19 protein-coding genes, 1 pseudogene and 1 riboswitch are annotated in these 24,154 nt (G+C 68.1%); of the genes and pseudogenes, 13 read left to right on the forward strand and 7 right to left on the reverse strand.

The features are described from left to right. Positions 1–3 precede the first annotated feature (3 nt). The gene (locus M3330_RS16500; RefSeq protein ID WP_016933753.1) at positions 4–432 is read right to left on the reverse strand and encodes a hypothetical protein; all 429 of its coding nucleotides are present in this window, start codon (positions 430–432) and stop codon (positions 4–6) included. A gap of 23 nt (positions 433–455) precedes the next feature. Continuing rightward, positions 456–3,239 (reverse strand): vitamin B12-dependent ribonucleotide reductase, encoded by a 2,784-nt coding sequence (locus M3330_RS16505; RefSeq protein ID WP_006552933.1) that lies wholly within the window; start codon positions 3,237–3,239, stop codon positions 456–458. 107 nt (positions 3,240–3,346) lie between these two features. On the opposite strand from M3330_RS16505, the gene M3330_RS16510 reads away from it, so the two are divergent. Continuing rightward, positions 3,347–3,829, forward strand: coding sequence for a DUF456 domain-containing protein (locus M3330_RS16510; RefSeq protein WP_006552932.1), 483 nt, complete (start codon positions 3,347–3,349; stop codon positions 3,827–3,829). Between the two features lie 90 nt (positions 3,830–3,919). Here M3330_RS16510 and M3330_RS16515 read toward each other — a convergent pair whose 3' ends face one another. Then, on the reverse strand, positions 3,920–5,317 hold the full coding sequence (locus M3330_RS16515; protein WP_094980110.1) for an FAD-dependent oxidoreductase: 1,398 nt from the start codon (positions 5,315–5,317) through the stop codon (positions 3,920–3,922). A 292-nt stretch (positions 5,318–5,609) separates the two neighbouring features. Between M3330_RS16515 and M3330_RS16520 the strand changes: the two genes are divergently transcribed. From M3330_RS16520 to M3330_RS16550, 7 genes are all read left to right on the forward strand, one after another. After that, positions 5,610–6,056 carry a membrane protein gene (locus M3330_RS16520; RefSeq protein WP_006552930.1) on the forward strand — a complete coding sequence of 149 codons (447 nt, stop codon included), beginning with the start codon at positions 5,610–5,612 and terminating at the stop codon, positions 6,054–6,056. Positions 6,057–6,126: 70 nt separating this feature from the next. Then, a complete protein-coding gene (locus M3330_RS16525) occupies positions 6,127–6,537 on the forward strand; it encodes a rhodanese-like domain-containing protein (protein WP_037217990.1) in 411 nt (136 codons plus the stop codon). Continuing rightward, on the forward strand, positions 6,534–7,757 hold the full coding sequence (locus M3330_RS16530; protein ID WP_006552928.1) for an O-succinylhomoserine sulfhydrylase: 1,224 nt from the start codon (positions 6,534–6,536) through the stop codon (positions 7,755–7,757). Before M3330_RS16525 ends, M3330_RS16530 begins: the two co-directional genes overlap by 4 nt. Before the next feature lie 19 nt (positions 7,758–7,776). Further along, positions 7,777–7,906: riboswitch (cobalamin riboswitch) on the forward strand. An 87-nt stretch (positions 7,907–7,993) separates the two neighbouring features. Beyond that, entirely contained in the window at positions 7,994–8,899 is a 906-nt protein-coding gene (locus M3330_RS16535; RefSeq protein ID WP_230809907.1) for an ABC transporter substrate-binding protein, read from the forward strand. A gap of 107 nt (positions 8,900–9,006) precedes the next feature. Further along, complete coding sequence (locus tag M3330_RS16540) at positions 9,007–9,969, forward strand: iron ABC transporter permease (protein ID WP_228045161.1); 963 nt, start codon at positions 9,007–9,009, stop codon at positions 9,967–9,969. Between the two features lie 26 nt (positions 9,970–9,995). Beyond that, on the forward strand, positions 9,996–10,778 hold the full coding sequence (locus M3330_RS16545) for an ABC transporter ATP-binding protein (RefSeq protein WP_024101842.1): 783 nt from the start codon (positions 9,996–9,998) through the stop codon (positions 10,776–10,778). Beyond that, positions 10,778–12,124: a bifunctional adenosylcobinamide kinase/adenosylcobinamide-phosphate guanylyltransferase gene (locus M3330_RS16550; protein WP_255025551.1), complete on the forward strand. Its 1,347-nt coding sequence runs from the start codon at positions 10,778–10,780 to the stop codon at positions 12,122–12,124. Before M3330_RS16545 ends, M3330_RS16550 begins: the two co-directional genes overlap by 1 nt. Before the next feature lie 63 nt (positions 12,125–12,187). Here M3330_RS16550 and M3330_RS16555 read toward each other — a convergent pair whose 3' ends face one another. Next, positions 12,188–12,961, reverse strand: coding sequence for a sulfite exporter TauE/SafE family protein (locus M3330_RS16555; RefSeq protein ID WP_006552923.1), 774 nt, complete (start codon positions 12,959–12,961; stop codon positions 12,188–12,190). Positions 12,962–13,279: 318 nt separating this feature from the next. Between M3330_RS16555 and M3330_RS16560 the strand changes: the two are divergent. The 5 genes and pseudogenes from M3330_RS16560 to M3330_RS16580 form a co-directional block, all read left to right on the forward strand. Beyond that, positions 13,280–13,720 (forward strand): annotated as a pseudogene (locus M3330_RS16560) (LLM class flavin-dependent oxidoreductase); the annotation flags it as partial. 155 nt (positions 13,721–13,875) lie between these two features. Then, positions 13,876–14,736, forward strand: coding sequence for an endonuclease domain-containing protein (locus M3330_RS16565; RefSeq protein WP_255025552.1), 861 nt, complete (start codon positions 13,876–13,878; stop codon positions 14,734–14,736). Between the two features lie 125 nt (positions 14,737–14,861). Further along, on the forward strand, positions 14,862–15,875 hold the full coding sequence (gene fgd, locus M3330_RS16570) for a glucose-6-phosphate dehydrogenase (coenzyme-F420) (RefSeq protein ID WP_094980111.1): 1,014 nt from the start codon (positions 14,862–14,864) through the stop codon (positions 15,873–15,875). 183 nt (positions 15,876–16,058) lie between these two features. Further along, on the forward strand, positions 16,059–18,143 hold the full coding sequence (gene pta, locus M3330_RS16575; protein ID WP_039585489.1) for a phosphate acetyltransferase: 2,085 nt from the start codon (positions 16,059–16,061) through the stop codon (positions 18,141–18,143). Then, positions 18,140–19,354, forward strand: coding sequence for an acetate/propionate family kinase (locus M3330_RS16580; RefSeq protein ID WP_006553664.1), 1,215 nt, complete (start codon positions 18,140–18,142; stop codon positions 19,352–19,354). The genes pta and M3330_RS16580 overlap by 4 nt, the downstream gene beginning before the upstream one ends. Before the next feature lie 7 nt (positions 19,355–19,361). Here M3330_RS16580 and M3330_RS16585 read toward each other — a convergent pair whose 3' ends face one another. From M3330_RS16585 to M3330_RS16595, 3 genes are read right to left on the reverse strand one after another with little or no spacing between them, the layout of a single operon-like run. Continuing rightward, complete coding sequence (locus M3330_RS16585) at positions 19,362–21,791, reverse strand: serine/threonine-protein kinase (RefSeq protein ID WP_255025554.1); 2,430 nt, start codon at positions 21,789–21,791, stop codon at positions 19,362–19,364. Then, positions 21,788–22,750, reverse strand: coding sequence for a glutamate ABC transporter substrate-binding protein (locus M3330_RS16590; protein WP_219129381.1), 963 nt, complete (start codon positions 22,748–22,750; stop codon positions 21,788–21,790). The genes M3330_RS16585 and M3330_RS16590 overlap by 4 nt, the downstream gene beginning before the upstream one ends. Then, positions 22,747–24,099, reverse strand: coding sequence for a hypothetical protein (locus tag M3330_RS16595; protein WP_247849463.1), 1,353 nt, complete (start codon positions 24,097–24,099; stop codon positions 22,747–22,749). Before M3330_RS16595 ends, M3330_RS16590 begins: the two co-directional genes overlap by 4 nt. Between the last annotated feature and the right edge of the window lie 55 nt (positions 24,100–24,154).

Genomic DNA, 24,154 nt, shown 5'->3' on the forward strand with positions numbered 1-24,154 from the left:
GCCTCAGCTTGCGAAGGCACCCCACAGGAAGCCGGCGAACAGCACCGCGAAGCCACCCATCTCACCGACGATCAGCGCGGCCATCGCCGGACCCGTCCCGCGCACCGGATGCGCGAACTGATTCGTGGTGTCGCGCAGCGCACCGTGCACGACATAGCTCGCGATCGCGCCGACGAAGAACACCACGATCACCGCGGCCGCGGCGAGGTTCACTGCGGTGGGCCACGCGCTGAGCTCGACGAACACCGCGACCAGCAGCGTCGCGAAGGAATACATCAGGGCCGATCGGTGGGCGATGTCGACGTACGGGTGCGCGAGGTGGTCGTCGGACGTCGCCATCTGCCGGTACTTCCACACGCCGAGAGCGAGCGCAAGAAGGAAGACCGCACCCGCGGCCGTCAGTGTCAGTTCGGTGTCGACTCCCAGGACCATCCCGCCAGTATGGACGCATCACCTCAACTGCAGCCGCTGGTGTTCCCACAGGACGGGCAGGCGTGGCACGACCCGGCCCGTTGCATCTTCACTCCGCACTGCATGCAGTACGGCGCGTCCGGATTCGACGGTGACGGAGCAGCGAGACCACCCGGGGAGGACGTGCTCGCGCTGCTCGTGCTGTGCGTGCCCCGCGGCGCGGTCGCCGGCGGATCGGGCTCACGCACCGGCGGCGTGCTCGTGTACGGCGTGAGCGTGGGGGTGTCGGGCACCGAACGCTCGGCGCCGGTGAGGATGCCCAGTTCGGCGCGCTCGTCGGGTTCGAGATAGTCGATCGCCAGTCGCCGGAAGATGTAGTCGAGGATCGACGTGGCGATCCGCAGATCCGGATCGTCGGTGATCCCGGCCGGCTCGAAACGCGTACTCGTGAAGGCCCGGACGAAGGTGCGCAACGGGACCCCGTACTGCAGACCGTAACTGACCGACATCGAGAAGGCGTCCATGATGCCGGCGAGCGTCGAGCCCTGTTTGGACACGCGCAGGAACATCTCGCCGGGACGCCCGTCGTCGTACTCACCGATCGTGACGAAGCCCTTGCAGTCCGCCACCCGGAACTCGAACGTCCGAGAAGTGCGGGTGCGCGGGAGCCGCTCGCGGCGAGGCGCCGTGGACGGAGCCGCTTCTGCGACAGCAGGGCGCGACGCCGTCGACAACGGTTGTCCCAGTTTGCAGTTGTCACGGTAGATCGCAAGGGCCTTCACGCCCAGGCGCCACGCGTCGACATACATGTCGGCGATGTCGTCGACGGTCGCGGACTCGGGCAGGTTCACCGTCTTGGAGATCGCACCCGACAGGAAGGGCTGCACCGCGGCCATCATCGCGACGTGGCCGCGCGGCGAGATGACGTTGTCGCCCATGGACGTCGCGAACACCGGTGCGTGCTCGTCGCGCACGTGCGGCGCACCGGCGAGATCGTGATGCAGATCGAGGTGCGCCACGATATCGGCGACCTCCGACGGGCTGTAACCCAGACGCGACAGTGCGCGCGGCACACTGCGATTGACGATCGTGAGGCTGCCGCCGCCGACGAGCTTCTTGGTCTTCACCAACGCCAGATCCGGTTCGATCCCGGTGGTGTCGCAATCCATCGCGAGCCCGATCGTGCCGGTCGGTGCGAGCACGCTGACCTGGCTGTTGCGCACACCGTGGGCAGAGCCGTCGGCCACGGCGCGGTCCCACGCCTGTCGTGCCGCATCGAGCACGTCGGCCGGTGCGAGATCGGCGTCGATGTCATCGAGTGCGCCACGATGCTTGCCCAGCACGTCGAGCATCGGCGCGCGGTTCTCGTCGAAACCGTCGAACGGTCCGAGGCGCCTCGCCATGTCCGCCGACACGGCGTAGGCGTGACCGGTCATCAGGGCGGTGATCGCCGCAGCCGTCGCGCGTCCGGCCTCGCTGTCGTAGGGCAGGCCCGAAGCCATGAGCAGCGCACCGAGGTTGGCGTAACCGAGCCCGAGCTGCCGGAACCGCCGCGACGTCTCACCGATCCGCTCGGTGGGGTAGTCGGCGCGGCCGACGAGGATTTCCTGCGCGGTGAGCATCACCGCCACGGAGTGACGGAAACCGTCGACGTCGAAGGTGCCGTCCTCGCGCAGGAAGGTCAGCAGATTCAGGCTCGCGAGGTTGCAGGCCGAATCGTCGAGATGCATGTACTCCGAGCAGGGATTCGACGCGTTGATCCGGCCGGTCGCGGAGGCGGTGTGCCAGGCATTGATCGTCGTGTCGTACTGGATGCCCGGGTCGGCGCACTCCCAGGTGGCGGCGGCGGTGCGCTGCAACAACTCTCGCGCGCGGACAGTCCGGACCGTCTCGCCGGTCGTCACGGTACGCAGCGGCCACTCGGCGTCGGCCACCACCGCGTGCATGAACTCGTCGGTCACGCGCACCGAGTTGTTCGCGTTCTGGTACTGCACCGAATGGATGTCGGTGCCGTCGAGGCCCATGTCGAAACCGGCCTCGGCGAGCACCCGCGCCTTGCGTTCCTCGATCGCCTTGCAGTCGACGAACTCCTCGATGTCGGGATGGTCGACGTCGAGGATCACCATCTTCGCGGCCCGCCGGGTCTTGCCGCCGGACTTGATGGTGCCGGCGGAGGCGTCGGCGCCGCGCATGAAGCTGACCGGCCCCGATGCGCTTCCGCCACCGGTCAGCGGTTCGGCCGACGAGCGGATCCGGGAGAGGTTCACCCCGGCGCCCGACCCGCCCTTGAAGATCACCGCTTCCTGCCGGTACCACTCGAGGATCGAGTCGATGCTGTCGTCGACCGACAGAATGAAACACGCGCTGGCCTGCTGCGGAGTGTTCGGCACCCCGATGTTGAACCAGACGGGACTGTTGAACGAGGCCCGCTGGTGGATCAGCAGATAGGTCAGCTCGGCGGCGAACGCCTCCGGATCGTCGAGATGACCGTCGGTGTGCCCCCACGCCGTGATCGTGTCGACGATGCGCGCGATCACGTCGCGCAACGAGTGCTCACGATCCGGGTGTCCGAGCTGCCCGCGGAAGTACTTCTGCGTGACGATGTCGGTGGCGTTCTGCGACCAGAAGGCAGGAAACTCCACATCGGTTTGCTCGAAGACGACACGACCGGTGCCGTGGTGGACGATCCGCGCGTCGCGGCGCTGCCACTCCACCGCCTCGGCGGGATCGACACCGGGCGTCGTGAAGTACCGGACGTCGCCGCGCACCGCGGCGGCTGCGGCGTCCGATGCACTCTTCGGGCTGCTGTGAGGCCTGGTACTGCTCATCGCGTCCTCCCGGGGGCGTGGACCGGTGGCACATATAGTCCCACCATGCTGCCACCGCGTCCCGGTACTCCGCTGTCTTCCGCCCGCTCGACCCGCCCGGTGGCGCCGTGAGTGCCGGCGGCGAACTGCTCGTCGGGCTGGCGATCCTCGTCGGCCTGCTCGGGATCGTGCTGCCGGTCCTGCCCGGCGTCCTGCTGATCTTCGGCGCGATCGCCGTATGGGCGTTCCTCACGGGAGGCACCACCGCATGGATCGTGCTGGGCGTCGCGGCGGTGGCGCTGCTGGTCACCGGCATCGTGAAGTACACCTGGCCCGGCAAGCGACTGCAGCAGGCCGGGGTGCCGAACCGCTCGTTGATCCTCGCCGGTCTGCTCGGCATCGTCGGGTTCTTCGTCGTCCCCGTCGTCGGGCTGTTCCTGGGCTTCCTGCTCGGCATGTACTTGTCGGAGGTGCAGCGGCATCGCACCCACCGCGACGCGTGGGTCTCGACGGTCGCGGCGACCAAGGCGGTCGCGTTGTCGATCCTCGTCGAACTGTTCGGCGGACTCGTCGCGGCGTCGGTGTGGCTGGGCGCCGTCCTGTTCACCTGAGCGCACCCGGAAAGCCGAGCAGACCCGAAAGCGAGGAGGGACCCATCCGCGCGGATGGGTCCCTCGTCGTTCGTGCAGTTCAGGCTGCTGTCACGCCTTGTGCGGCTCGCTCGCGCGGAACATGTCCTCGCGCTCGACGACCTTCACGCGCTCGCGGCCCTCGGCCTCACCGAGGCTGCGCTCGTGCGCATCGAGGCGGTACCAGCCCTGCCAGGTGGTGTACGGCAGCTGCTTGTCCTCGAGGAACTTCACGATCGCGTCCTCGGACGGATCCTCGGGGGTGTTCAGCCGACCGGCGGCCCGGTCCTCGAGCAGGTTCGCGACGGTCTCGTTCGCATCGCCCTTGGTGTGACCGATCAGGCCGACGGGACCGCGCTTGATCCAGCCGGTGACGTAGGTGTACGGCATGAACCGGTCGGGACCCTCGGCGCTTTCGTCGGCGAGCACCCGTCCGGCCTCGTTCGGCACGGTGCCGGCCTGCTCGTCGAAGGGCAGCTTGGCGATGTTCTGCGAGAGGTAGCCGACCGCGCGGTAGACGGCCTGGACCTCCCAGTCGTTGAACTTGCCGGTGCCGCGCACGTTGCCGGTGCCGTCGAGCTCGGTGCGCTCGGTGCGCAGACCGACGACCTTGCCGTCCTCGCCGAGGATCTCGTGCGGGGACTCGAAGAAGTGCAGGAACAGCTTGTGCGGACGGTTGCCCACATCGCGGATCGCCCAGTCCTGCAGGGTGTTGGCGACCATGTCGACCTGCTTGGAGTTACGCCGTGCCTGCTCGGAGCCCTCGTCGTAGTCGATGTCCTCGGGGTCGACGATGACCTCGATGGTCGGGGAGTGGTCGAGTTCGCGCAGCTCGAGCGGCGTGAACTTGGCCTGCGCCGGACCACGGCGACCGAAGACGTGCACCTCGACGGCCTTGTTGTTCTTCAGACCCTCGTAGACGTTCGGCGGGATCTCCGTCGGCAGCAGCTCGTCGCCGGTCTTGGCGAGCACGCGGGCGACGTCGAGCGCGACGTTGCCGACACCGAGGACGGCGACCTTCTCCGCCTCGAGCGGCCAGGTGCGCGGCACGTCGGGGTGACCGTCGTACCAGGACACGAAGTCGGCGGCGCCGTAGCTGCCGTCGAGGTCGATGCCGGGGATGTTCATCGCGCGGTCCGCGTTCGCGCCGGTCGAGAAGATCACCGCATCGTAGAAACGCTGCAGGTCGTCGAGGTTGAAGTCGCTGCCGTAGTCGAGATTGCCGAGCAGGCGGATCTGCGGCTTGTCGAGCACCTTGTGCAGGGCGGTGATGATGCCCTTGATACGCGGGTGGTCGGGCGCGACGCCGTAGCGGATCAGACCGAACGGCGCCGGCATGCGCTCGAACAGGTCGATGCTGACCCCGGGATCCTGCGCAGTGTCGGACTTCATGAGTGCGTCGGCGGCGTAGATACCGGCAGGGCCGGCACCCACGATCGCGACGCGAAGGGGACGAGTTTGATCGGTCATCAGGGGATCAACTACCTCTTCGGTGTGCGGACGGACATATCCAGCTTAAATTAAGGCTGCCCTCAGTGGGCTCGGCGCAGGTCGCGCGGGGATGACGGCGAAGGAGGATGAATCGAGCCGTCGAGCGAATCGCTTCAGCGACAACACATGTGGGCACCCATACGACACAGGTCGACGGCGAGGCGTCGAACGAGCTGCGTGGTGGCCATGCGACAATTCCTACCTCGAGAGGGTTTTTAGGGCAAATGCGGTCGTGACGGGCTGCGACCTCGCGCCCACTAGGATCGGGCGCATGGCCAAGCGCGGAGCCCCCGAACCCGAACCCGATCCCGGCCCGGATCCCGACGGTCCCACCAGTAGCAGCATAGGGCCTTTCCTCGGAGCCCTCGCGGTCCTGGTGGTGCTCGTCCTCGTCGTCTTCGGCGCACAGCTCTTCTCCCCGGCGGGCGACGACCTCACCGAGGACGAGATGGTGCGCCGCGCCGTCACCGACTACGTCTCCGCGCACAACGAGAACGACGGACCGATCCTCGACCGGCTGCGGTGCAGCGATCTGCCCGCCGAGGAAGCACCGCTCGCGGACGTCGAGGGACGCGTGGAGCTGCAGGCCACGCAGAACATCGCCGTGGACGGCGATCGGGCCACCGTCGACGTCCGGACCGGCCTCGACGGGGAGACGCAGACCGAGACGTGGCAGGTCGTCCGCATCGACGACGTGTGGCGGATCTGCCGGTTCTGACGTGTCGCCGTGCGTATACGAAGCGGTGCCCGCGTGTACGTCACAGTCCGACCTGTGAAAATATGTCCCGGTGAGCTACGCAGGTGATATAACGCCGCAGCAGGCATGGGACCTGCTGCAAGGTGATCCGGATGCCGTGCTCGTCGATGTGCGTACCGAAGCCGAGTGGAAATACGTCGGGGTCCCCGAGACCTCGTCGCTCGGTCGCCGGACCGTGTTCATCGAGTGGGTTCGTTACCCCGACGGCGCCCCCAACCCGAACTTCGTCGAGGATCTGAGGGCAGCGGGTATCGGCGGCGGACCGGTGATCTTCCTGTGTCGCTCGGGGCAGCGCTCCATCGGAGCGGCCACGGCCGCCACCGCTGCGGGCCTGACCCCCGCCTACAACGTTCTCGAAGGATTCGAAGGCGCTCTCGACGGCGAAAGCCATCGCGGTGCCGAGGGCTGGCGGGCCGCGGGCCTGCCGTGGAGGCAGTCGTGAGTTCCATCCCCCAGGGCGGCGCGTTCGACAAGGCGCTGCCCGCCACCGTTCGCCCCGCCACGCTCGGCGTGCGCGGCGGCACCCTCCGATCCGGTTTCGAGGAGACCTCCGAGGCCCTTTACCTCAACTCCGGGTTCGTCTACGAGTCGGCCGAGGCCGCCGAGGCCGCTTTCACCGGCGACGTCGACCATTTCGTCTACTCCCGCTACGGCAACCCCACGGTGAAGATGTTCGAGGAGCGCCTGCGCCTGCTCGACGGTGCCGAGGGGGCGTACGCCACCGCGTCCGGCATGTCCGCGGTGTTCACCGCGCTCGCCGCGTTGCTCGGCAAGGGCGACCGTCTCGTCGCGGCACGCAGCCTCTTCGGTTCGTGCTTCGTCGTGTGCAACGAGATTCTGCCCCGCTGGGGCGTGGAGACGGTGTTCGTCGACGGCGAGGATCTCGACCAGTGGGAGAAGGCACTGTCGGTGCCCACCACCGCGGTCTTCTTCGAGACCCCCTCGAACCCCATGCAGACCCTCGTCGACGTGCGTCGCGTCTCCGAGATGGCACATGCGGCGGGCGCGAAGGTGGTGCTGGACAACGTCTTCGCCACCCCGCTGCTGCAGCGCAGCCTCGATCTCGGTGCCGACATCGTCGTCTACTCCGGCACCAAACACATCGACGGTCAGGGCCGCGTGCTCGGCGGAGCGATCCTCGGACCCGCCGACTACATCGACGGGCCGGTGCAGAAGCTCATCCGCCACACCGGGCCGTCGCTGAGCCCGTTCAACGCGTGGACGCTGCTCAAGGGTCTCGAGACCATGCCGGTGCGGTTGCGCGCCTCGGTCGATTCGGCGCTGCGCATCGCGCAGTTCCTCGAATCGCAGGATGCGGTGCGCTGGGTCAAGTACCCGTATCTCGAGTCGCACCCGCAGTACGAACTCGCGAAGTCGCAGATGAGTGGCGGTGGCACGATCATCACGTTGGAGCTCGACGCCCCCGAGGGCGAGGGCAAGAAGCGTGCCTTCGAGCTGCTGAACAAGCTGCGCATCGTCGACATCTCGAACAATCTCGGCGACTCCAAGTCGCTCATCACCCACCCGGCGACCACCACCCACCGGGCGATGGGACCGGAGGGCCGGGCCGCGATCGGTTTGTCCGACGGCGTGGTGCGACTGTCCGTGGGCCTCGAGGATCCCGAGGATCTGCTCGAGGATCTCCAGCAGGCGCTGTCCTGACCTGGGACGCCGTGAGCTACGCTGCGGGTGTCCTGCCGATCCGGTAGGGCACCCGCTGCGTTTTCGGTGAAGCCGGTGAGATTCCGGCGCTGTCCCGCAACTGTAAGTCCCGATACGGGGTGAGCCAGGTCGGCCGGCGCGGAGGGTCCGTACGTACTGGTCCTCGGACGAAGGACGGTGGCGTGCCGCAACCGCCTGTTGCAGCCGTGCTGTTTTCGTCCTCCGAACAACGGAGGATGGCTGTGCCACTCGACAACCACCGACGGCTGCTCGCCGCCGGACTGACCGCTTTCGCGCTCCTCGCCGCAGGGTGCTCGAGCAGCGACGATTCGTCACCGTCCGGTGACACCGACACCACCTCCGCGGACGTCCCGCAGGCCATCGTGTCGCTGAGCCCCACCAGCACGGAGATGCTCTACGCCGTCGGTGCCGGCGACCAGGTGGTCGCGGTCGACGACCGATCCGATTATCCGGCCGACGCGCCCGTCACCGATCTGTCGGGGTACACCCCCAACGTCGAGGCGATCCTCGGTTACGAACCCGACCTGGTCGTCGCCAACGCCGATACCGCCGATCTCGTTGCGGGACTCGAACAGGCCGGTGTCGAGACGCTGATCCTTCCCGCGGCCGAGAACCTGGACGACACCTACGCCCAGATCGAGCAGCTGGGAGCCGTCACCGGACACGTCGGCGACGCCGCCGAACTCGTGGCGCAGATGAAGACGGACATCGACGAGATTCTCGCCGGCCTCCCCGAACGGGAGACCCCGCTGACCTACTACCACGAGCTCGACAACACCTTCTACACCGTCACCGACGACACCTACATCGGCGAGATCTACTCGATGCTGGGGCTGACCTCGATCGCGACCGGCGGCGACGGCTACCCGCAGCTGTCCGCCGAGTACGTCCTCGAACAGAACCCCGACGTGATCTTCCTGGCCGACGGCCAGTGCTGCGGCGTCACGCCCGAGGTCGTCGCGGAACGTGCCGGATGGGGCGAGCTCACCGCTGTCCGGGACGGCCAGGTCTACGTCCTCGACGAGGACATCGCCAGTCGCTGGGGTCCGCGCGTCGTGGACCTGATGCGTGAGGTCGCCCGGATCGTCGGCACCATCCCCGCGGCCCAGCCCACGCCTTGATCTCTCTGTCGCGACGCAGTACCCGCGCCCTGCCACCCGGCGGTGCGCGGGTACTGCCGCGCAACGCGCTCGCGCTGACCGGCGCGGTGCTCGTCCTGTTCGCCGCGATGCTGGTCGGGATCCTCGTCGGACCGGCCGGTCTCACCCCGGGCGGGGTGCTGCTCGACATCGCCGACCGCCTGCCGCTCGTCGACGTCGACTCCGGGTTGAGCACGCGTCAGCAGGCGATCCTGTGGAACATCCGGATGCCGCGCGTCGTGCTCGGGGTGCTGGTCGGTGCGATGCTGGCCATCGCCGGTGCGGCCTACCAAGGGGTCTTCCGCAATCCGCTCGCCGATCCCTATCTGCTCGGGGTCTCCAGCGGCGCCGGTCTCGGTGCCACCCTCGCCATCGTCGTGGGCGGCGCGGCCGGGTTCGCCGGTGTCCCGATCGCGGCCTTCGCCGGGGGCCTGCTCGCCGTCGGCGCGACGTATTCGCTCGGCCGCACCGTCGGCGGCAGCCGCTCGGAAGTCGTCATCATCCTCGCCGGTGTCGCCGTCGCGGCCTTCGCCAACGCGATCCAGACGTTCTTCATGCAGCTGCACGACGACACCCTGCGGCAGGTGTACTCGTGGATGCTCGGCCGCCTGTCCACCGACGGTTGGTCCGACGTCGTCGTGGTCCTGCCGTACGTCGTGGTCACCGTCGCGATCATCGCGCTGCATCGGCGCACACTCGATGTCATGGCGGTCGGCGACGTCGAAGCCGCGAGCCTCGGGATCAACCCGGCGCGCGTGCGGCTGCTGCTCGTCTGCGTCGCGACCCTCGGAACCGCGGCCGTCGTCTCGGCGAGCGGTCTCATCGGGTTCGTCGGCATCGTCGTCCCCCACGCGGTCCGGCTGCTCGCCGGACCCGGCCACCGTCTCCTGCTGCCGCTGTCGCTGCTGGTGGGTGCGTCCTTCCTCGTCCTCGCGGACGTCCTGGCCCGCACCGTCATGTCGCCCGCCGAACTGCCGATCGGTGTCGTCACCGCGGCGATCGGGGCGCCCTTCTTCCTCGTCGTGCTCAGACGGAGCCGAGGTGTCCGATGAAGAGCGATGTTCTCACCACCCCGACCATGACGGTGTCGTGCCGGCAGCTCAGCGCCGAACGCGGTGGCGTCGAGGTGCTGCACGGGATCGACCTGAACGTCACCGCCGGCTCCTGGCTATCGCTGGTCGGACCCAACGGGTCGGGCAAGACCACCCTGCTGCACGTCCTCGCCGGTCTCGTGCCGGCCACCGGTCACCTGCAGGTCGCCGACATCGTGCCGGGGCGCGCCGGACGTCGGGACATGGCACGCGCGGTCGCGCTGATGCCGCAACGCCCCGTGGTGCCGGAAGGTGTCACCGTCAGGGAACTGATCCATCTCGGCCGCACCCCGCACATCCCGCGCTTCGGATCCGAGACCGCGCACGACCGCGAGGTGGTGGACCGGATCGTAGAACGGCTCGAGCTCGAAGCGTTCGCACCGCGACTCGCGACCGAACTGTCCGGCGGTGAGCTGCAGCGCGTCGTGCTCGCACGCGCTCTCGCCCAGCAACCGCGGGTGCTGCTCCTCGACGAACCCACCAGCGCACTCGACATCGGACACCAGCAGCAGGTACTCGAACTCGTCGATTCGATGCGCACCGAAGGCGACCTCACCGTCATCGCCGCGATGCACGACCTGACCTCCGCCGCCCAATACGGGGAACGGCTCGTACTGCTCGATCGCGGGCACGTCGTCGCCGACGGAGCGCCCGACGACGTCCTCACCGCCGAACGCATCGCGCAGGTCTACGGCGCCCGCGTCGAGATCCTCGACCGCCCGGCGGGTCGCGCCGTCCTCCCGCTCCGCGACAGCACGAAGGACCGCTGATGGAGGTCGTGCTCCTGGGAACCGGCGCGGCGGACGGGTGGCCGAACCCGTTCTGCACGTGTGCATCCTGCGCGGATGCCGCGCGTCGCGGCGAGATCCGCGGGCAGACCGCGGCACTCGTCGACGATGTGCTGATGCTCGACTGCGGTCCTGAGGCGCCCCGCGCAGCCGTGCGGCACGGCAGGTCGCTGGCGCAGGTGCGGCATATCCTCCTGACCCACGCCCATGCAGATCATCTGGGCCCGCAGGCATTGTTGTTCCGGTCGTGGGTGGCCGCCGGCGTCGAACTCGATGTGATAGGTCCCGCCGACGCGCTCGACACCTGTAGACCCTGGGTGGCTCCCGACGCGCCGGTGCGTTTCGTTCCGGTCGAGCCGGGGGACTCGCTCACCGTCGGCGACTACTCGGTGCGCGTTCTTCCCGCACGGCACAAGGTCTTCCGCGACGGCGACGCGGTGCTGTACGACCTGTCGGGCCCGGGCGGGTCGCGGTTGCTGTGGGCGTGCGACACCGGGATGTGGCTCGCCGAGTGGTTCGAGGCCGTGCGCGACGCCCGGTTCGACGCGGTATTCCTCGAGGAAACCTCCGGCGACCGTTCCGAACTGTCCGAGGGTCACCTCGGCCTGCCCGAGTTCGGCGCGATGGTGGATGGTCTGCGCGGTGTCGGTGCCGTCACCGAGAACACCGAGGTGGTCGCAGTGCATCTGGGCCACCACAATCCGCCCATCGACGAACTGCGGAATCGTCTGCAGCAGGTGGATGCTCGTCCCGGTCGTGATGGTGAGGTGGTCCACGTGGGTGAAGGGACTCCGGTCGTGCCGCATCGGACGCTGGTTCTCGGGGGAGTGCGGTCGGGCAAGTCGCGGCACGCCGAGGAACTACTCGCGTCCTGCCCGTCCGTCACCTACGTCGCCACCGGCGGGACACGAGAGGGTGACGCGGAGTGGGCGGAACGTGTTGCACTGCACCGGGAAAGACGTCCCGGTTCATGGTCGACGGTGGAGACGGTCGATGTCGCCGAGGTGCTGTGCACCGCTACGGAACCGCTGCTGATCGATTGTCTCGGAACGTGGTTGACGGCACGGCTCGATATCCACGGTGTCTGGGATGGTGGCGACCTCGACCCTGTCCACTCCGATGTGGACGAGTTGATCGCGGCGTGGCGGAAGTGTGCGGTGCCGGTGGTCGCCGTGAGCAACGAGGTCGGTAGCGGAGTGGTGCCCGCGACCTCTTCGGGCCGATTGTTCCGCGACATGCTCGGCCGGCTCAATGCGCGGGTCGCGGAGGCCAGTGAGTCGGCAACTCTCGTGGTGGCGGGGATTCCCATTTCTCTGAAATCGGATTGATACCTGTTCTTCTCGTAACGCTGCGGACAACCCCGGCAGAGGTGAATTCCGGAAAGTGGTGCGTCAGGCGAGCAGTCGGTAAAGACCGATCAGCCCCACCACGACGATCACCGCCCGCAGCGCGACCGGCGACAGGCGTCGGCCGTAGTGCGAGCCGAGATAGCCACCGATCAAAGAACCCACCGCGATCAGTGCGGCCACGGTCCAGTCGATCCGGTCGAACGCCACCAGGATGTACGCGCACGCTGCCACGACGTTCACCACCAGCGACAGCAGATTCTTCACCGCGTTCTGTCGCTGGATGTGGTCGTGCAGCAACGCTCCGAACAAACCCATGAGCAGAATGCCCTGCGCCGCCGTGAAATAGCCGCCGTAGATGCCGACGGCGAAAGTGCCGACGACGAGCAGTGTCATCCGCACCGGTCCGAGGTGGCCGTCGGCGTCGCCGCCGGTTCTGCGGGCCACCCACGCCTGGATCTTCGGCTGGAACACGACGAGGGTAAGGGCCAGGAGGAGCAGGATGGGTACGACCGTCTCGAAGACGGTCTCAGGCAGGTGGAGCAGGAGCCACGCTCCTACCAGTGCCCCGCAGAACGACGCCGGGATCTGCCATCGCAGCCGCTCCCATTGCCCGCGCAGCTCGCGCCGATACCCCCAGGTGCCTGACACACCTCCAGCGACCAGGCCGATCGCGTTGGACATCGTCGCGGTCACCGGGGGCACACCGAACGCGACGAGCGTCGGGAAGGTGATGAGAGTGCCGGATCCGACGAGGGAGTTGATCGCTCCGGCGCCCAGTCCGGCCAATGCGACGAGGAAGAGTTCGAGCGGGGTCACCGAGGCGAGTCTACGGCGTGCCGAAACCGACCTTGTCGTCGATGTCGGGGCACCACGTCGACATCGACATCGGTCTCGACGAGGGACGGTATTTCCGCCACGGTGAGAGAAAGCCTTTCCGCGGCGTGCCGCACTCCGTAGCTTGAGCCGCGACCATCCAGAGCGACCGAGAGACCTGGCTCTACGACGTCGCAGCACCCCCCGTACGCGGGTGCGGGTGCTACCGCCGGGACCCACGTCTGCACCCTCGCTTTCCCACACCCCGCATTCCCGAAAGGCCCATTCCGATGGCTCCCGCCCACAGGACGTCGCCGTGAGCACGTCCACCCGGGCACGACAGTCGAAGCGGTCGAGGCGTACCGGGCAGCGTTCCGTCCGTCGCCGATCCTGAGGAAGCCCTACGTGGTGGTCTCGGCCGACGCGGTGGTTGCCGACGACGACGCCACCACACGCGAGTTGGCGTCGACCTACGGGCATTGGACGCACAGCATCCGCTCGGGTCACGGCGCGATCCCGTACCCGGACCCAGAGACCACCCCGCCGCTGACCGACGAGGAGCGAGCCCTCGTCGACGACCGCATCGTCACCCAGTTCGTGGGGGCGCCGAGCTCGGTGGCGGAGCGTCTCGACACCCTCCGCCGAGTGACGGACGCCGACGAACTCGTCGTCACCTCGGTCACCCACGGCCACGAGGACCGTCTGCGTTCCTACGAACTGCTGGCCCGCGAATGGGGATTGGCGCGGGTCCGCGCCGCGTGATCGTTCGTCGAGACCGGTGTTGTTGTCGATAACTCGCGAGAAATCGACAACAACACCGGTCTCGATTCGGCGCGTCTGGGGATAACGTCGAAAGTTCTCCACAGACGGCGGATTCGGGGTACCGGGAACGCAGGAGACCGGGCACGCTCGCGCTCATGGTCGACTTCCACGAACCGTTCGCCGGCACCGATGCACTGGCGGCCGGATCGGTGACGCGGTATCAACTTCGGCACCACTTCGTGAAGCTTCATCGCAATGTGTACGTCGCTCCGGGAGTCGAAGCGACCGCGCTGCTACGCGCGAAGGCCGCCTGGTTGTGGACCGGAGGCGCCGGGGTACTGGCCGGACCATCCGCAGCCGCCGTGCACGGGACCCGTTGGCTCGACGCGTCGTTGCCGGCGGAGATGGTGCGACCCGGAAAACTGCACTCGACGCCGGGCATCATCGTTCGCAGCGTCGACGACATCGAATCCTGCGTCGTCGACGGAATGACGGTGACGATACCGGCCCGAACGGCCTTCGACCTCGCGCGCGGTGCAGACCTCGATCGGTGCGTCGAAATGGTGGACGCGCTCTGCAATGCGACCGGAACGAAGGTCCACGAGATCGAAGCGGTGGCCGCTCGGAACAAGGGGGCTCGGTACCTCGCGTCCGTACGGAAGGTTCTCGAACTCGTCGACGGAGGTGCCGCGTCACCACCGGAGACGCACACGCGGCTGCTGATCGTCCGGTCCGGTCTGCCCGTGCCGGAGACGCAGATCGAGATCTACGACGGTGGGCGGTTCGTGGCACGTGCGGACATGGGCTGGAAGCAGTGGAGGGTCCTCGTCGAGTACGACGGTGCGCAGCACTGGACCGATCGAGTACAGCGGACCATCGACATCGACCGCTATGCGTTGCTGTCGGAGCTCGGTTGGACCGTGGTGCGTGTCGGCGCCGACCTGCTGTATCGGCGACCTCGAGTCCTCGTCGAAAGGGTGCGACGCGCGTTGCACCGCGCCGGTGCCCTCGGGTGACCTGTCGAGACCGGTGTTGTGTGCGATTTTTCGGTGAATTTCGAACACAACGTCGGTCTCGACCGACGACGAGCGTCCGGTGGGCATACTCGGGGACATCGGAACGCGAACGGTCGGAGGAATCTGTGGCTCAGGGTTTGAAGTTGGGATACAAGGCGTCGGCAGAGCAGTTCGGGCCGCGCGAGCTGGTGGAGTTGGGTGTGTTGGCCGAGGCGCACGGGATGGATTCGGCGACGGTGTCGGATCATTTCCAGCCGTGGCGGCACAACGGTGGGCATGCGCCGTTCTCGTTGGCGTGGATGACCGCCGTGGGGGAGCGCACCGAAAGGTTGCAGCTGGGCACGAGTGTGCTCACGCCGACGTTCCGGTACAACCCGGCGGTGATCGCGCAGGCCTTCGCGACGATGGGGTGTCTGTATCCGGGACGGATCTTCCTCGGGGTCGGCACCGGCGAAGCACTCAACGAGATCGCCACCGGCTACGCCGGCCAGTGGCCGGAGTTCAAGGAACGCTTCGCCCGGCTGCGCGAATCGGTGCGGTTGATGCGTGAGCTGTGGCGCGGAGACCGGGTCGATTTCGAGGGCGAGTACTACACCACCAAGGGGGCGTCGATCTACGACGTGCCCGAAGGCGGCATCCCGGTCTACGTCGCCGCCGGCGGCCCGGTCGTGGCCCGCTATGCCGGACGCGCGGGGGACGGGTTCATCTGCACCTCCGGCAAGGGCATGGAGCTCTACACCGACAAGCTGTTGCCGGCCGTCGCCGAGGGGGCGGAGAAGGCGGAGCGGGATGTCGCGGGGATCGACAAGATGATCGAGATCAAGATCTCGTACGACACCGATCCGGACAAGGCGTTGGAGAACACCCGCTTCTGGGCACCGCTGTCGCTCACGCCGGAGCAGAAGCATTCGATCGATGATCCGATGGAGATGGAGGCGGCGGCGGATGCGTTGCCGATCGAGCAGGTCGCCAAGCGGTGGATCGTGGCGTCGGATCCGGACGAGGCGGTCGAGCAGGTCAGGGCGTATGTCGATGCGGGGTTGAATCATCTGGTGTTCCATGCGCCGGGTCATGATCAGAAGCGGTTCCTGGAGTTGTTCGAGCGCGACCTCGCCCCGCGCCTGCGCGCACTCACCTGACGTCCGACCCGCAAGGTGCCGCTTCTCCGCTGAGTAGGAGCGGCACCGAGCAGCCCGACACCCCGCGCGTGCTGCAGACCCAGTCCTGACATCCCGCGACTCCCATGCCCGGCCGGACACCGCCGGCCGGGCGTGTGCGCGGGTACGCGGGACGGAGCAAAGTTTGCAGTTAGGGTGGAATCCATGAGTGCTGCTGCAGGGTCCGTCTCGAGCATCTACATCGCAGCTCCGGAAGGGGACACCGGGAAGTCGACGGTCGCCCTGGGCGTGCTGCAGACGCTGTGCGCGTCCACCGCCCGCGTCGGTGTCTTCCGTCCCATCGCGCGCTCCGACAGCGACATCGACTACATCCTCGAACTGTTGCTCGAACACACCACCGTCGACCTCGCCTACGAGGACTGCATCGGCGTCACCTACGACGACGTCCACGACGACCCGGACGCCGCGCTCAGCGACATCGTCGGCAAGTACCACGCGGTGGCGGACCGCTGCGACGCCGTCGTCATCGTCGGCAGCGACTACACCGAGATCGCCAACCCCAGCGAACTGTCGTACAACGCCCGCATCGCGGCGAACCTCGACGCCCCGGTACTGCTCGTCCTGCGCGGTTCCCGCCGCACGCCCTCGGAGATCGCCCAGCTCGCCGGTGTGTGTGCGAACGAGCTCGCGGGACAGCACGCGCATCTCGGTGCGGTGGTGGTGAACCGCTGCGACCCCCATGCACTCGACGAGATCGCCCGGGCTCTCGGCGACCGCACCGAACCGGTGTGGACGCTCCCGGAGGTGCCCGCACTGGTCGCGCCGACGATGGCCGAGCTGCAGACCGCGATCGGAGGCGAGCTCTACAGCGGTGACCCCGACCTGCTGCAGCGGGAAGCGCTGCGGATCATGGTCGGTGGCATGACCGCCGAACGGATTCTCGAGCGGCTCACCGACGGCGTCGTCGTCATCGCTCCCGCCGACCGCTCCGACGTCATCCTCGCGCTGGTCAATGCCAATGCCGCCGAAGGATTCCCGACGCTCGCCGGCATCATCATGAACGGGGGCCTGCTGCCGCACCCGATGATCGCGCAGCTCGTCACGGCCTTGAAGCCGTCGCTGCCGATACTCACCACCGAACTCGGCACCTTCGACACCGCCTCGGCTGCCGACCGCACCCGAGGCCGCATGGCCCTCGGCGCACAGCGCAAGATCGACACGGCACTCGCGCTCATGGAACGACACGTCGATTCCCGTTCTCTGCTCGACCGGTTGCGACTGCCGCGACCGTCCGTGACCACCCCGCAGATGTTCGAATACCAGCTCATCGACCGCGCGCGGGCCCAGCAGCGGCACATCGTGTTGCCCGAGGGCGAGGACGACCGCATCCTTCGAGCCGCCGGACGCGTGCTCCAGCGTGGCATCGCGAAGCTGACGATCCTCGGCGACGAGGCAGCCGTCCGCCAGCGGGCGTCGGAACTCGGGGTGGACCTGTCGCAGGCGCAGATCCTCGACCCGCGCACTTCCGAGCACGCCGACCGGTTCGCGGAGGAGTACGCGCGGCTGCGTGCCCACAAGGGCATGACCGTCGAACGTGCGCGCGAGATCATGCGCGACATCTCATATTTCGGCACGATGATGGTGCACCTGGGACTGGCCGACGGCATGGTTTCGGGCGCGGCCCACACCACCGCCCACACGATCCGCCCCGCCCTCGAGATCATCAAGACCGAACCGGGCGTCTCCACGGTGTCGAGCATCTTCCTGATGTGCCTCGCCGACCGTGTCCTCGCGTACGGCGACTGCGCCGTCGTCCCCGACCCGACCGCCGACCAGCTCGCCGACATCGCGATTTCGTCCGCCGCGACCGCCGCCCGGTTCGGCATCGACCCGAGGGTCGCGATGCTGTCGTACTCCACCGGCGAATCCGGTTCGGGTGCCGACGTCGACAAGGTCCGCTCGGCCACGACGTTGGTGCGGGAGCGGCGACCCGACCTGCCGGTGGAAGGTCCGATCCAGTACGACGCGGCGATCGAACCGACGGTCGCGAGCGCGAAGCTGCCCGACTCCGACGTCGCCGGACGCGCCACGGTGTTCATCTTCCCGGACCTGAACACCGGCAACAACACCTACAAGGCCGTGCAGCGCAGCGCCGGTGCCGTCGCCGTCGGACCCGTCCTGCAAGGCCTGAACAAGCCGGTCAACGACCTCTCGCGGGGCGCCCTGATCCAGGACATCGTCAACACCATCGCCATCACCGCGATCCAGGCGCAGGAGGAAGACGCGTGAGCAGCCCGAACCCGGTCACCGCAGGCACCGTCCTGGTCCTCAACTCCGGATCGTCGTCGATCAAGTTCCAGCTGATCGAACCGGAGAGCGGAAAGTCGCTGGCGCACGGACTGATCGAGCGGATCGGGGAACCGGAGGGCCGGATCGTCTTCCACCACACGGCGGGGGCGGACGAACGCAACGACGCTATCGCCGACCACCGGACCGGACTGCGTGCGGTACTGGAGATGCTCGAAGGGCTGGGCCGTCCGCTGCACGAGGTGGGCATCGTCGCCGTCGGACACCGACTCGTGCACGGCGGCAAGGTCTTCTACGAACCGACCCTGATCGACGACGACGTGGTCCGCGCCGTCGACGAATTGTCGATCCTTGCGCCCCTCCACAATCCGGCGAACGTCGTGGGAATGGAGGTCGCGCGGGAGGAACTGCCCGACATCCCCCATGTGGGTGTCTTCGACACCGCCTTCTTCCACGGTCTTCCGCCGCACGCGGCGACCTATGCGATCGACCGCGACATCGCCCACAAGCACGACATCCGGCGGTACGGATTCCACGGTACTTCACACGAATACGTGTCGGGGCGTGCCGCGGAGTTCCTCGGACGCGACATCGCGGACCTGAATCTGGTTGTGCTCCATCTGGGTAACGGTGCGTCGGCGTCGGCGGTCGCAGGTGGGAGCCCGATCGACACCTCGATGGGACTGACCCCGCTCGAGGGTCTCGTCATGGGCACGCGCAGCGGCGACATCGATCCGGGTGTCGTCATGCACCTCAACCGAGCGGCCGGGTTGAAGGTCGACGCCATCGACGACCTGCTCAACCGGCATTCGGGCCTGAAGGGGCTGTCGGGTGTCAACGACTTCCGGGCTCTGCTGAAGCTCGTCGGCGAGGGCGACGAGGACGCGCGACTCGCGTACGAAGTCTACGTGCATCGCATCCGGAAGTACGTGGGCGCCTACACCTTCGAGCTCGGCGGCGTCGACGCGATCGTGTTCACCGGTGGGGTGGGGGAGAACAACGTCGACGTCCGGCGCGACAGCCTCTCCGGCCTCGACCGGCTCGGCATCGTCGTCGACGATGCGCGCAACACTGCCGACGACGACGGGGAACGCCGGATCTCGGCCGACTCGTCGCAGGTGGAGGTGCTCGTGATCCCCACGAACGAGGAACTCGCCATCGCCCGCGCGGCCGTGCAGTTCGCCCGGCGCTGACTTCTGATCAGGTCAAACTGCGCGGCCGGATCGCGTTCGCGAGGTCGACGAGGGTGTAGCGGTGTGTGCGGGAAGGGGCGTTGCGCGCCAATTGCCGCAGCGCCGCCTCGGTGCCCAGGCGGAGTCCCTTCTCGGTGAACGGTACGTCGAGGATGCGGTCGTACTCGCGACTCGATGCCCGTCCACTGCGCACCCATTCGAGCGCTGTCCCGAGGACCAGTGCGCGCATCTGCAGGGCGCGACCCTCGTCGGGAGGCAGCGACGCGATCCGGTGCGCGGCCTCGCGCAGATCCGCCTCGGAGATCTCCTCGACGCGACCGCCTCGTAACAGGATCAGCGCGGCGGTCATGGTCGCGGCACTGTGGTGCCGGGAGGTCGTGGGGACCTCGTCGAGCACGTCCACGGCGGCGCGGATCTCGTCGCGGGCGGTGAGCTGGCGTGCCAACCCGAAGGCCGCGCTGACGACGGCGTGATCGGTGCGCCACACGACCCGGTAGGACTGCTCGCAGAAGCGTCGCCACGCGTCGGGGTCGTCGCTCTCCCAATGCTGCAGCGTCAGTTCGGCGGTGGCCCCGAGTGCGATCTTCGGGGCGATCTCACCCGGAAGCGCGTGCAGCACCTTGTCGAACCGGGTGAACGCTGCCTCGTAGTCGTCCTGCAGCAGTTCGGCGATGCCGGCGTACCAGTCCATGCGCCAGTCGTCGCCGAACTCGCGCTCGAGGCGGGTGAGGATCTCCACCGCGCTGTCGACCTGCCCGAGATCGAGATGGGCGCGGACCTCGGCGAGGGTGATCTCCTTGGAGAACGACACGTCGGATGCTCCGACGACCCGCCCGACCCCGTTCTCGCGCGCGTGCCGGAGCGAGTCGAGGGTCTGCTGCGGTTCGCTGTGCACCGCGGCGGCGAGGAGCGCGGCACTCGGATCGTTGGGGTCGAGCAGGGGGACGGGCAGTGCCGCCGCGACATCCTGGCCCCGCAGTTTGGGGTCGCGCTCGATCCCGTCGGCGTACACGTCGGTGGGGACGAGTGCCTCGTCGGTGCCGAAGGTCGTGCGGGGCGGGCTGAACAGCCGGGACAGTCCGGGGTGTTCGGTGCCGAGTTTCTTCGACAGGATCTCGCGCAGCACACCGGTGAGCTGTCCGTGCAATTCGTCGGCGGACGAGAAGCGCTGCTGCGGATCGGGGTTCGTGGCCCGCAGGAGCAGGCGGTGGAAGGAGTCGGACTCGTCGAGCAGGGGAGCCTGCTCGGGGGTGGGCAGACCGTCGCGGTAACGGCCTTTGTCCCAGGGCATGTCGAGGGTGAGCACCGCGAGTGTGCGTCCGACCGTGTAGATGTCGCTCGCGACCGTCGGCCCGGTCCGGACGATCTCGGGTGCTTGATATCCCGGCGTCCCGTACAGATAGCCGTATCCCTCGATCGCGGAGACGGCGCCGAGGTCGATGAGTTCGATCTGCTCGTCGGTGACCATGATGTTCTCGGGCTTGAGGTCGTTGTAGACCAGTCCGATGTCGTGCAGATACTGCAGTGCCGGTAGCACTTCGAGCATGTATGCGATGGCCTGCTCGACGGGGATGCGGTTCGGTGGGGGATAGTTGTCGAGCACGGTACGCAGGGTGTGACCACCCAGGTACTCCATGACGATGTATCCCATCGGGGTGCCGTCGGGTGAGGGGTGCTCGACGAAGTTGTAGATCTGCACGATGCTCGGATGGCTGACCTCGGCCAGGAACTGGCGTTCGGCCACCGCGACCGCCTGGGCCTCGGCGTCGCCACTCTGCAGCAGGCCCTTCAGCACTACCCAGCGGTCGCTCACGTTGCGGTCGATCGCGAGGTAGATCCATCCCAGTCCGCCGTGGGCGAGACAACCCTGCACCTCGTACTGCCCGGCGACGAGGTCCCCGCGGTGCAGGGCCGGAGTGAACTGGAAATGTGTTCCGCACTGGGGGCAATCACCTTCTGTGGGACCCGGCCCCGACGGGGTGCTGCGTCCCACCGGTTGTCCGCACTTCGCGCAGAACCTCTTGCCTTCGGAGACGTGAGGATCGCGGAGGACGGCGTCGACCGGATCCTTCGTGGTGGGGACCGGCACGTCGACGAGGCCGGCGATGCGGCGACGCTGGGTTCCGCGCGGCCGGATGCGGCGGTTCGACGAACGTTGGGAGGACGAACGCTGGGAGGACGAGCCGGACCAGATCGACGAGCGTCGGGTGGATTCGGGCCGCGTGGCGGGGACGGGGCCGCGTTCGGTGGCAGGTCCGGCATCCCCGGCCGCCCGCGCGGTGGCCGGTCCCGAGTCGCTGGTCGACGGCTCGGTCGCGGGTCCGGAATCCGCTGCGCGCCTAGTGGCGGGCCCGGAGTTCACTGCCCGTTCGGTGGCGGGGCCGGAATCGGCCGACGGGGTATCGGCCGGTTCGGGTTCGTCGGACATGGCCGTCACTTCCGGTAGTTCGGTGTCGGGGGTGACGGAGTGGGACCGAGCACCCGCAGGTACTTCTCGTACAGCGCCGTCCACGTCCCGTCGGAGCGGATCCGTTCGAGGGTGGCGTTGACGAAGCGTACGAGCTCGTCGCTGCCCAGCCGGATTCCGATTCCGTACGGCTCCGATCCCAGGGAGGGGCCGACGAGTTCGAGATAGGGGTCCTGTGAGGCGAGTCCGGCGAGGATCGTGTCGTCGGTGCTCACGGCGTCGACCTGCTGTTGCTGGAGGACGACGAGGCAGTCGGCCCACGACGGCACGGTGAGGATCGACGCCGACGGCTGCACTTCTCGCATCCGGAGCAGCGAGGTGGTGCCCTCGACGATGCACACGCGCCGGCCGGCGAGATCGGCGGCGGAGCGGATGTCGGATCCCCGGACGACGAGCACGCGCTGCTGGGCTCGGAAGTACTCGGTGGAGAAGTCGACCTTCTCGCGTCGGGCGCACGTGATGCTCATGGTCTTCGCGACGATGTCGACGGTGGAGTCCTGCAGCGCCTTCTCGCGCTCGGCCGACGACAGGATGCGGTAGTCGACGAGGTCGGGATCGCCCAGGAGGTCGCGGGCGAGCTCACGTGCGATGTCGACGTCGAAACCGGTGATGCGCCCGGTCGCGGTGTCGCGGTAGCTCATGAGGTTGCTGCCGGTGTCGAGGCCGACGATCAGCCGGCCGCGCGTGCGGATCCGATCGATCGCAGGTCCGGTGGCGTTCGGGTCCGGGGGAAGCGAGGCGGTGGGATCGCCGCAGTCGGGGGCGGGCGGTGTGGCCACCGACGACTCGAGCATCCGCGCGTTCTCGGGAAGCGGGAGAGAGGTCGTCGTCCCTTGGAGGCCGGGGGCGCGCGGTGGGGGGTCGGTCGCGCACCCGCCGGCGAGTGCGGAGACGACGCACAGGCCCGCGACGAGAACGCGCTCTCTCACTGGTACTCCTTCAACCGGGGCCGGAGACCGACCCACACGCCGACCAGCGCCACCGTCAGCAGCACCACCGACATCGGTGCGAGGCCGGCGAGGGTGCGGGAGGCGCGGAACTCGTTGTCGCGCAGTTCGGTGCGGGTGTCGTCGATTCCTTCCGTCAGGGCCGCATCGAGAGCGACGAACCGGGCGGTGGACTCGCCGGGACCTGCACCGACCGCGAGGACCGAGGCCGCTGCGTAGTCGCCGCGGACGAGGGCGTCGACCATGCGTGCATGCGAGTTGATCCATGCGTCGTGCGCCGACCGGGCGGTCTCCACTGCCTCGGCGCCCGCCTCGAGGGCGGAATCGCGACCGTACTCGTCGAGGATGTTGCCGAGCCGCGCCATGTTGGTCTCGAAGGTGTCGTCGTACGCGCCGGTCGTGTCGCGCCGGGCGATCAGCAGGGTCTCGGCGGTACGCGACTGCTGGGCGAGGATCCGGCCCTCGGTGAGATCGGCGAGCGGTGCCGCACCGCGCTCGATGGCGCGTTCGGTGGCACTCGACGAGGCCAGGCCCGCGACGAGCAACCAGCACAGCAGCGCGCCGGTCGCGCCGATCGCGACGAGGATTCCGGGATTGAGGGTGCGACGACTGCGGCGGCTCACGACGGCGTGCGCCACGCACAGGGCAGCGACCGTGACGAGGAGCAATCCGATCGCGAGCCAGGGCGGTCGCACCGCGTCGCGCTGGGTGTCCTCGACCGCGGCGACGCCGCGCGTGTGCAGTTCCTGCGCGGCGGGGAGCAGTTCGGTCTGCATCAGGTGCGAGGCCTCGCCGAGATATGCGGCGCCGACCGGATGCCCGGTGCGGTTGTTGGTGCGAGCCGTCTCGATGAGACCCGTGTAGACGGGCAGCAGCCGCCCGATCTCCGTCAGGTTGTGCGCGGTCTCGCGGTCGGCATCGGTCAGGCCGGTCGCCGCGATGACGAGATATTCCGCGGCCTCGTTGGTCGCCCGGATGTAGCGACTGCGCACCGCCTCCGGTTCGAGTCCGCCCGAGATGAAGCCCGTCACGGCGGCGGCGTCGGCCACCGACAGCGCGCTGTAGAGATTCTGGGCCGCGCTGGCGAGCGGCTCGATGGACGCGAGGAGACGATCGTGGGTGGCCTGCCTGCCGGACACCATCGTTGCGGAGACCACTGCCGAGGCGACGAGCAGCACGGTGAGCACCACCCCGAGGACCACCAACCGGACCGGCGTGGACCGGAGCAGGGCACGAGCGTCGTCGAACCGGGCGTCCGGAGTGTCCGTATCGGCGTCGTCGCGGATGTGGCTCTCGACAGGAGCGAAGGGAGGGGTGATCCGTACGTCCACCGGGCACTCCCTTCCTCGTGTCGAGCGGTCTGAGGGGAGCATATAAGCAGCCCGG

The sequence above is a fragment of the Rhodococcus sp. GA1 genome (assembly GCF_024321955.1).
GTDB lineage: Bacteria > Actinomycetota > Actinomycetes > Mycobacteriales > Mycobacteriaceae > Rhodococcus > Rhodococcus pyridinivorans.